Annotated in this window: 2 protein-coding genes; both read left to right on the top strand. The window is 73.8% G+C overall.

The features are described from left to right. Window positions 1-8,662: type I polyketide synthase (locus IE226_RS42980; protein ID WP_190086981.1), on the top strand; the 8,662-nt coding region annotated here is incomplete at its 5' end. Window positions 8,663-8,712: 50 nt separating this feature from the next. Then, window positions 8,713-9,915: beta-ketoacyl synthase N-terminal-like domain-containing protein (locus tag IE226_RS42975; protein ID WP_373307123.1), on the top strand; the 1,203-nt coding region annotated here is incomplete at its 3' end.

Raw genomic sequence — 9,915 nt, 5'->3', positions numbered from 1 at the left:
GCCGGTGGGCGACGGCCTGGTGCCCTGGGTGCTTTCGGCGCGGAGCGCCGAGGCGCTGCGGGAACAGGCCGCACAACTCAAGGCCTTCGCGGACACGACTCCCGAGCTGTCCGTGGGGGACGTGGGCCGCGCGCTGGTGTCCTCGCGGGCGCTGCTCGAACACCGTGCGGTCGTGGTCGCCGACGAGCGGGCGGAGTTCCTGGCCGCGTTGGAGGCCGTGGCCGAGGGCCGGACGACCGGCGCAGTGGTCACGGGGACGGCCGGGGAGCCTGGCCGACTGGCCTTCCTGTTCTCGGGACAGGGTTCGCAGCGGCTGGGCATGGGCCGCGAACTGGCCGACCGTCATGAAGTGTTCGCCGATGCCCTGGACGCCGTACTGGACGAGTGTGACCCGCGCGTGCGTGAGGTCCTGTTCGGCGAGGACGCCGACGCCCTGAACGAGACCGGGGTGACCCAGCCCGCACTGTTCGCCATCGAGGTGGCGCTGTTCCGCCTCCTGGAATCGTGGGGCATACGCCCCGATGTCCTTGCCGGTCACTCGATCGGCGAGCTGGCGGCGGCCCACGTCGCCGGTGTCTGGTCGCTGGCCGACGCCGTCAGGGTGGTGTCCGCGCGGGGTGCGCTGATGCAGGCGCTGCCCGCAGGCGGTGCGATGGTGGCGATCCAGGCGTCCGAGGCCGAGATCGCCCCGGACCTGTCGGAGAGGGTCGGCATCGCGGCGGTCAACGGACCGACCTCGGTGGTTGTCTCCGGTGTCGCCGCCGATGTGGACGCGGTCGCGGAGAAGTGGCGCGAGGCGGGCCGCAAGGTGACCCGGCTCCGCGTAAGCCACGCCTTCCACTCCCCGTTGATGGAGCCGATGCTCGACGACTTCCGCCGGGTGCTTGAAGAGGTGTCCTACGAGGCGCCCACCATCCCGATCGTCTCCACGCTGACCGGCGTCCGCGCGAGCGCCGATGAACTCGGCTCGCCCGAGTACTGGGTGCGGCACGTGCGTGAGTCGGTCCGTTTCGCCGACGCTGTTGACGCCTTGGTCGCTGAGGGTGTGGGCACGTTCGTCGAGGTCGGCCCGGGTGGCACCCTGGCCGCGCTGGGTCGGGAATCCGCGCCGGACGCGGCCTTCGTGCCGGTGCTGCGCGGCGACCGCCCGGAGGCCGTGGCCGCGACGACCGCCGCGGGACAACTGCACGTGCGCGGCGTCCGGGTGGACTGGGAGGTGTTCTTCGCCGGACACCGCACCCGGCACGTGGACCTGCCCACGTACGCCTTCCAGCGTGAGCGCTTCTGGCCCGAGGTGCTGCCCGCGATGGGTGACGTCTCGGCGGTCGGGCTCGGCTCGGCGGAACATCCGCTACTCGGCGCGGCCGTCACGGTGGGCGGCACCGATGGTGTGCTGCTGACCGGCCGACTGTCGCTCCAGAGCCACCCGTGGCTCGCCGACTCCCTCGTCCAGGGGGCGGTGCTGCTGCCCGGTGCCGCGTTCGTGGAGCTGGCGGTGCGCGCGGGTGACCAGGTCGGGTGCGATCTGGTCGAGGAGCTGACGCTCGAGACTCCGCTCGTCCTGCCCGAGAACGGTTCGGTGCGGGTCCAGGTGTGGGTCGGCGCCGAGGACTCCTCCGGCCGGCGCGAGCTGACCTTCCACTCCAGTGCGGGTGACACCGACGACGGCCGCGCGTGGACCCGCCACGCCACCGGTGTGCTGCGTGAGGGCGGGAGCTCCGGTGGCACTTCGCTGGTCGCGTGGCCGCCCGCGGGCGCGGAGGCCGTGGACCTGGACGGCTTCTACGAGCGCATGGCCGTCGGCGGCTTCGGTTACGGGCCACTGTTCCAGGGGCTGCGGTCGGCCTGGCGCAGGGGCGAAGAGGTGTTCGCCGAGGTCGCGCTGCCGGACGGGGTATCAGTGGACGGCTTCGCTCTGCACCCGGCGCTGCTCGACGCGGCCTTGCACGCGATCGGGCTGGCCGATGGCGAAGGCGACTCCGGCGGCTTGCCGTTCTCGTGGTCGGGTGTGCGGCTGCACGCCTCGGGCGCCACGGCGCTGCGAGTGCGGTTGGCGCCCACCGGCGCCGACGGTGTCGCGCTGACCGTCGCGGACGGCTCCGGTGCGCCGGTGGCCACGGTCGACTCGCTGGTGCTGCGGCCCATGACAGCGAAGCCGTCGCGGCAGGACCGGGAGTCGCTGTTCGGCGTCGACTGGGTGTCGGCCGCGCCGGTGGACGGTGATGTGCCGACGGTCGAGTGGACCGACCTGGCGGCTCTGGCGGGCATGCCGGAACTGCCCGACTTCACCGTCCTGCCGTGCCCGGTCACCGCGCCAGACCCGCTCGGCACCGCGTCCGACCCGGTCACCGCCGCGAACGAAGCGGCACACTGGGCCCTGAACGCGGTCCGGACCTGGCTCGCCGACGACGAGCGGTACGCCGCGTCGCGCCTGGTCATCGTGACCCACGGTGCGATGGCCGCCACCCTTGAGGAAGACGCGCCGAACCTCGCCCAGGCCGCCGTCTGGGGCCTGCTGCGCTCCGCCCAGTCGGAGAGCCCCGACCGGTTCGTGCTGGTCGACCTCGACGAGGAGACGGCGTCGCTGGACGTACTGCCGTCCGCGCTGGCCACGGGTGAACCGCAGATGGCGGTGCGTGGTGGCGACGTACGCGTGCCGCGCCTGGCAAGGGTGCGGCAACCCGCGACGGAGACGGCCACCCCCGGCTCCGGCTCGGTCGCGCACTCCGACCCCGCGTCCGGCCCGGGCTTCGGCTTCGGCGAGGGCACCGTGCTGCTCACCGGCGCGGCGGGGCCGCTGGGCGGCACCCTCGCCCGGCACCTGGTGGCGGAGCGCGGCGTACGGCGGCTGCTGCTGGTGAGCGGCCACGAGGCCGAGGGCACCGGTGACGAGGAACTGCGCGACGAACTCGCCGCGCTCGGCGCCGAGGTGACGTACGCCGTGTGCGACGTCGCCGACCGCGAGGCCCTCAAGAACCTGCTGGCCGATCAGGCTGGGCTGGCCGATCAGGCCGGGCAGGCCGATCTGGCCGAGCACCGGATCTCCGCCGTCGTCCACACGGCGGACGTGCGAGACGACGACGCGGCCGGCTCCCTGACCGCCGAGCGGACCGACGTCGGCACCGTGCTCAGGACCCGGGCCGACGCGGCCTGGCACCTGCACGAACTGACCCGCGACCTGGACCTGTCCGCCTTCGTGCTGTTCTCCTCGGCGGCGGGCACGTTCGGTGACCCGGCGCGGGGCGATCGCGCGGCGGCCGCCGCCTTCCTCGACGCTCTCGCCCAGCACCGCCACGCCGCCGGCCTGCCCGCCACGTCGTTGGCGTGGGGTCCCCGGGCAGAGGTGGACGGGGCAGCGGCCGACCGGGACGAGGCCGGCGTACGGCCGATGACCCGGACCGGTGTCACCCCGCTCGGGGCGGCCGAGGGCCTGGCCCTGTTCGACGCGGCGGGGACCGCGGGGCGTGCCGCGCTGGTACCGGTCGCCCTGGACCTGCCGGTGCTGCACCGCCAGGCGCGCTCCCAGCCCGTACCGCACATCCTGCGCGGCCTGGTGCGGGGCACCGCGCGCAGGACCGCGGAGTCGGGGGCCGCCGCGTCCGCGCTGGCGCGGTCCCTCGCGGGGCTGAGTGCGGCGGAGCGGGAGAAGACCCTCCTGGACCTGGTGCTCGGCCACGTGGCCGTGGTGCTCGGCCACGGTTCGGCGCAGGCCGTCGTACCGGAGCGCGCGTTCAAGGAGCTCGGGTTCGACTCGCTGACCGCCGTCGAGTTCCGCGACCGGCTCAACACGGCCACCGAACTGCGCCTGCCCGCCACGCTCGTCTTCGACTACCCGACGCCCGCCGCGCTCGTCGCACACCTCGTCGCCGAACTCGCGGGCGAGCCCGTGGCCGAGGCGCGCGGCCGCAAGACCGTCGCCGTGGCGGACGAGCCGATCGCGATCGTCGGCATGAGCTGCCGCTATCCCGGCGGGGTGAACTCGCCCGAGGACCTGTGGCGCCTCGTCTCGGACGGCACGGACGCCATCAGTGAGTTCCCCGGGAACCGCGGGTGGGACCTCGACGCGATCTACCACCCGGACCCCGACCACATGGGCACCGCTTACACCCGTGAGGGCGGCTTCCTGCACGACGCCGACCTGTTCGACCCGGCGTTCTTCGGCATCTCGCCCCGCGAGGCACTGGCCATGGACCCGCAGCACCGGCTGCTCCTGGAGACCACGTGGGAGGCGTTCGAGCGGGCGGGGATCGACCCGAACTCGGTGCGGGGGCGCGACATCGGGGTCTACGCCGGCACCAGCATCCAGGACTACGCCTCGCTGCTCGGGGCGAGTGAGGAGAGCGTCGAGGGATACGTCGGTACCGGCAACGCGGCGAGCGTCACGTCCGGCCGCCTGTCCTACACGTTCGGCCTGGAGGGCCCCGCGGTGACGGTCGACACGGCGTGCTCGTCGTCGCTGGTGGCCCTGCACCTGGCCGTCCAGGCGGTGCGGTCGGGGGAGTGCTCGATGGCGCTGGCCGGCGGTGTCGCGGTGATGACGACGCCGGGCGCGTTCCTGGACTTCAGCCGGCAGCGCGGCCTGTCCGCCGACGGCCGGTGCAGGCCGTTCTCGTCGGACGCCGACGGCACCGGCTGGGGCGAGGGCGTCGGCATGCTCGTCCTCGAACGGCTCTCCGACGCCCGGCGGAACGGGCACCGCGTGCTCGCCGTCGTGCGGGGCTCTGCGGTGAACCAGGACGGCGCGTCCAACGGCCTGACCGCCCCCAACGGCCCCTCCCAGCAGCGCGTCATCCGCCAGGCACTGGCGAGCGCCGGCCTGGAGTCGGCCGATGTCGACGTCATGGAGGCGCACGGCACCGGCACGAAGCTGGGCGACCCGATCGAGGCGCAGGCGCTCCTCGCCACCTACGGCCAGGACCGCCCCGCCGACCAGCCGCTCTGGCTCGGCTCGCTGAAGTCGAACATCGGCCACACCCAGGGCGCGGCCGGAGTCGGCGGCGTCATCAAGATGGTCATGGCGATGCACCACGGTGTGCTGCCGAAGACCCTGCACGTCGCCGAGCCGACCCCGCAGGTCGACTGGTCGGCCGGGGACATCGAACTCCTCACCGAGGCCCGCCCCTGGCCGGAGACCGACAGGCCGCGCAGGTTCGCCGTGTCGTCCTTCGGGTTCAGCGGCACCAACGCGCACGCCATCATCGAGCAGGCCCCGGCCACCGAGCGGGCCGCAGGGAAGACCATGAGAAAGCCCGAGCGGGAACCGGCCGTGCTGCCGCTGCTCGTCTCGGCCCGCGGGGACGACGCGCTGCGGGCGCAGGCCGAACGGCTGCGTGCCCACCTCACGTCGCACCCGGAGGCGGACCTGCTCGACGTCGCCGCCACGCTCGCGGACACGCGGGCCGCCCTCGACCACCGGGCGGTCGTCGTCGGCCCGGACCGCGACGCGATGCTCGCCGCCCTCACCGCGCTCGCCGAGGGGCGGACCGCGAACGGCCTCGTCTCCGGCGTCGCGGCCGGGCACCGGACGGCGTTCCTGTTCTCCGGACAAGGCGCGCAGCGGCTCGGGATGGGCCGCGAACTGTACGACCGCTTCCCGGTGTTCGCCGACGCGCTCGACGAGGTCTGCGCTCACCTGGACCCCCACCTGGAGGCACACCCGGAGGCCCACTGCGACCGGCCGCTGCGAGACCTGCTGTTCGGTGACGACGCCGAGGCGCTGAACCGGACCGCGGTGACCCAGCCCGCGCTGTTCGCGGTCGAGGTGGCACTGTTCCGTCTGCTCGAGTCCTGGGGCGTGCGCCCCGAGACGCTGGCGGGCCACTCGATCGGCGAGCTGGCCGCGGCCCACGTGGCCGGCGTCTGGTCACTGGCCGACGCCGCCGCGGTGGTGGCGAGCCGTGGCCGCCTGATGCAGGCACTGCCCGAGGGCGGCGCGATGTTCGCCGTCCAGGCGACCGAGGCCGAACTCCTGCCGGAGCTGACCGGCACCGTCGGCATCGCCGCGGTGAACGGCCCGAACTCGGTGGTCATCTCCGGTGTCGCCGCCGACGCCGAGGCCATCGCCGAACGCCGGCGCGAGAGCGGACGGAAGGTGACACGGCTGCGCGTCAGCCACGCCTTCCACTCACCGCTCATGGAACCGATGCTCGACGACTTCCGCCGCGTGCTCGAAGAGGTCTCCTACGAGGCGCCGAAGATCCCCGTCGTGTCCACCCTGACAGGCGCCCGCGCCACCGCCGAGGAGCTCACCTCCCCGGAGTACTGGGTGCGGCACGTACGGGAGTCGGTGCGGTTCGCCGACGCCGTCGGCACCCTGCGCGCACAGGGCGTGGACGCCTTCCTGGAGATCGGGCCGCGCGGAGTGCTCACCGCGCTGGGCCAGGAGAGCGCGCCCGACGCCGCCTTCGTCCCCGCCCTGCGCGGCGACCGGTCGGAGGTGCTCGAACTGGTGACGGCCGCGGCCAGGCTGCACGTCCTCGGGGCCGGCGTCGACTGGACCGCGCTGACCGCCGGCGGCAGCCACGTCGACCTGCCGACCTACGCCTTCCAGCGGCAGCGGTTCTGGCCCACCCTGGCCGAGACCCCCGCGGGCGATGTCTCCGGGGCCGTCGACGCGCGGTTCTGGGCGGCCGTGGCCGACGGCGACCTCGGTGAGCTGGCGGACGAACTGGCCGTCTCTCCCGACGACCCGATCGGCGCCGTGCTGCCCCGCCTCTCCTCGTGGCGGCGGGAACAGGCCGCGAACTCCGCGGTCGACGGCCTGCGCTACCGCGTCACCTGGCAGCCGGTGAGCGAACCCGCCGCGGCGCTCACGGGCACCTGGCTCGTGGTCAGCAGGGACGGCGCCGACGAGGAAGCCGTCACGGCCGCACTGGGCAGGCACGGGGCGCGAGTTGTCCCCGTACGGACCGGCGAAGCGGTGGACCGCGAGGCCCTGACGGCCCGGATGACGACCGGCGAGCCCGTCGCGGGCGTGCTCTCCCTGTTCGCACTCGACGCGGAACTGCCCTCCGGCGGCCTGTACGCGACCCTAGCCCTCGTCCAGGCCCTCAGCGACATCGGCCTCGCCGCCCCCCTGTGGTGCGCGACGCGCGGGGGAGTCGCCGTCGGCGGCTCCGACGCACCGGCCGACCCCGGTCAGGCGATGGTGTGGGGACTGGGCCGGGTCGTCGCACTGGAACACCCCGAACGCTGGGGCGGCCTCGTCGACCTGCCCGCCACCCTGGACGAACGCGGTGGCACACGCCTCGCGGGCATCCTGGCCGGAACTCAGGGCGAGGACCAGGTCGCACTCCGCGCCGGCGGGGTGTACGGCCGACGGCTCACCCCGGTGACCTCGGCACGCCCGGGCGGCGACTGGAACCCCACCGGCACCGTCCTCGTCACCGGCGGCACCGGCTCGCTCGGCGGGCACGTCGCCAAGTGGCTGGTGGCCAAGGGCGCCGAACACCTGCTTCTGACCAGCAGGCGCGGCCTTGAGGCCGACGGCGCGAAGGAACTGCACGCCGAGCTGACCGCGCTGGGCGCCCGCGTCACCATCGCGGCCTGTGACGTCGCCGACCGCGACGCCCTCGCGGACCTGCTGGCGTCCGTCCCCGAGGAGTTCCCGCTCACCGCGGTCGTGCACGCGGCGGGCACCCTGGACGACGGCGTACTGTCCGCACTCACCCCGGAGCGGCTCGACGCCGTACTGCGGCCGAAGGCCGTCGCCGCGGCCAACCTCGACGAGCTGACCCGGGACCTGGACCTCTCGGCGTTCGTCATGTTCTCCTCCGTGTCGGGCACGTTCGGCGCGGCGGCCCAGGGCAACTACGCGCCCGCCAACGCCTTCCTCGACGCACTCGCCGAACAGCGCGTGGCCGCGGGGCTGCCCGCCACCGCGGTCGCGTGGGGACCCTGGGGCGGCGGCGGCATGGCCGACGGGCAACTCGGCGAACAGCTGCGCCGCCGCGGCCTGGCCCCGCTCGAACCCGAGCAGGCCGTCGCCGCGCTGGACCGGGCCGTCCGTCAGGGCGATCCGACGGCGCTGGTGGCCGACGTCGACTGGAGCGTGTTCGCGCCGGCCTTCACCTCGGTGCGGCCCAGCCCGCTCCTCCAGGACCTGCCCGGCGTCCACCAGGCCCAGGGCTCCGCCGAGGCACCGGCGCCCGCCGACACGGTGGCCAGGCTCACCGCGCTCTCCGGGGAGGAGCGCGAACGCGCCGTCCTCGACATGGTGCGCGAGCAGGCCGCCGCCGTCCTCGGACACGAGGGCACCAAGCTGGTCGAACCCGGCCGCCCCTTCCAGGAGTTGGGCTTCGACTCGCTCACCGCCGTCGAGTTCCGCAACCTCCTCAACGCCACCACTGGACTGAGCCTGCCCGCCACCCTCGTCTTCGACTTCCCCACGCCGTCCGCGCTGGCCGGGCACGTGCTGGAAGGTCTGCCGGGAGGCGGTACCCCGACCATCGACGCCGAACTGGACCGACTCGAATCCACCCTGTCCCTCCTCACACCCGACGGCGAACAGAGCGCGGCCGTCGGGGAACGACTCCGCGCCCTGCTGTCCATGTGGGACGAGACGCACAACCGCCCAGAACCCGCCGAGTCCAAGACGGACGCGCGTACCGCGTCGGCGGATGAGCTGCTCGCGCTGCTCGACGAACAACTTGGCAACTCCTGAGCACGAGCCGCTCGCGCTGCTCGACGAACAACTCGGTAGGCACTGAGCCGATGAACTCACCTGAAGGGTCCCAGAACATGTCCAACGAGGAGAAGTACCTCGACTACCTCCGCCGAGCCTCCGTGGACCTCCAGGAGGCGCGCGGCAAGCTGCGCGAGGCCGAGGAGCGCGAGGTCGAGCCGATCGCGATCGTCGGCATGAGCTGCCGGTTCCCCGGCGGTGTGCGGTCCCCGGAGGACCTGTGGCGGCTCCTGCGGGACGGCGAGGACGCCGTCTCGGAGTTCCCCGCCAACCGCGGCTGGGACCTGGAAGCACTCTTCGACGACGACCCCGACCGGCAGGGGACCTGCTACACCCGCGAGGGCGCCTTCGTCCACGACGCACCGGACTTCGACCCGGCGTTCTTCAACATTTCGCCCCGCGAGGCCGCCGCGATGGACCCGCAGCAGCGGCTGCTCCTCGAAACCTCCTGGGAGGCCTTCGAGCGGGCGGGCATCGACCCGCACACGCTGCGCGGCAGCCGGTCGGGCGTGTTCGTCGGCACCAACGGACAGGACTATTTGGCCCGCCTCCTGACCGGCGCGCCCGAGGGCTACGAGGGCTTCCTCGGCACCGGAAACGCGGCGAGCGTCATCTCCGGCCGGCTCTCCTACACCTTCGGTTTCGAGGGCCCCGCGCTGACCGTCGACACCGCCTGCTCGTCGTCCCTGGTCGCCATGCACCTCGCGGTGCACGCGCTGCGGCACGGCGAGTGCCCGGTCGCCCTCGCCGGCGGCGTCACCGTGATGTCGACGCCCGGGGTGTTCATCGACTTCAGCCGCCAGCGCGGCCTCGCCACGGACGGTCGCGTCAAGGCCTTCGCCGACGCCGCCGACGGCACCGGCTGGGGCGAGGGCGTAGGCCTGCTCGTACTGGAACGCCTCTCGGACGCGCGGCGCAACGGCCACCCCGTCCTCGCGGTGATCCGCGGCTCGGCCGTGAACCAGGACGGGGCGTCCAACGGCCTGACCGCCCCCAACGGCCCCTCCCAGCAGCGCGTCATCCGCCAGGCACTCGCCAGCGCGCGGCTCTCCGCGGCGCAGGTGGACGCGGTCGAGGCCCACGGCACGGGCACGAAGCTGGGCGACCCGATCGAGGCTCAGGCCCTCCTGACGACCTACGGGCAGGACCGTCCCGCCGACCGGCCCCTGTGGCTCGGTTCGGTGAAGTCCAACATCGGTCACACGCAGGCCGCCGCGGGTGTCGCGGGTGTC

The organism is Streptomyces longisporoflavus (genome assembly GCF_014649775.1).
GTDB classification, from domain to species: Bacteria; Actinomycetota; Actinomycetes; order Streptomycetales; family Streptomycetaceae; genus Streptomyces; species Streptomyces longisporoflavus.
The sequence above is the reverse complement of the archived record's forward strand: the minus strand, read 5'-3'. Positions and strand labels throughout refer to the sequence as shown.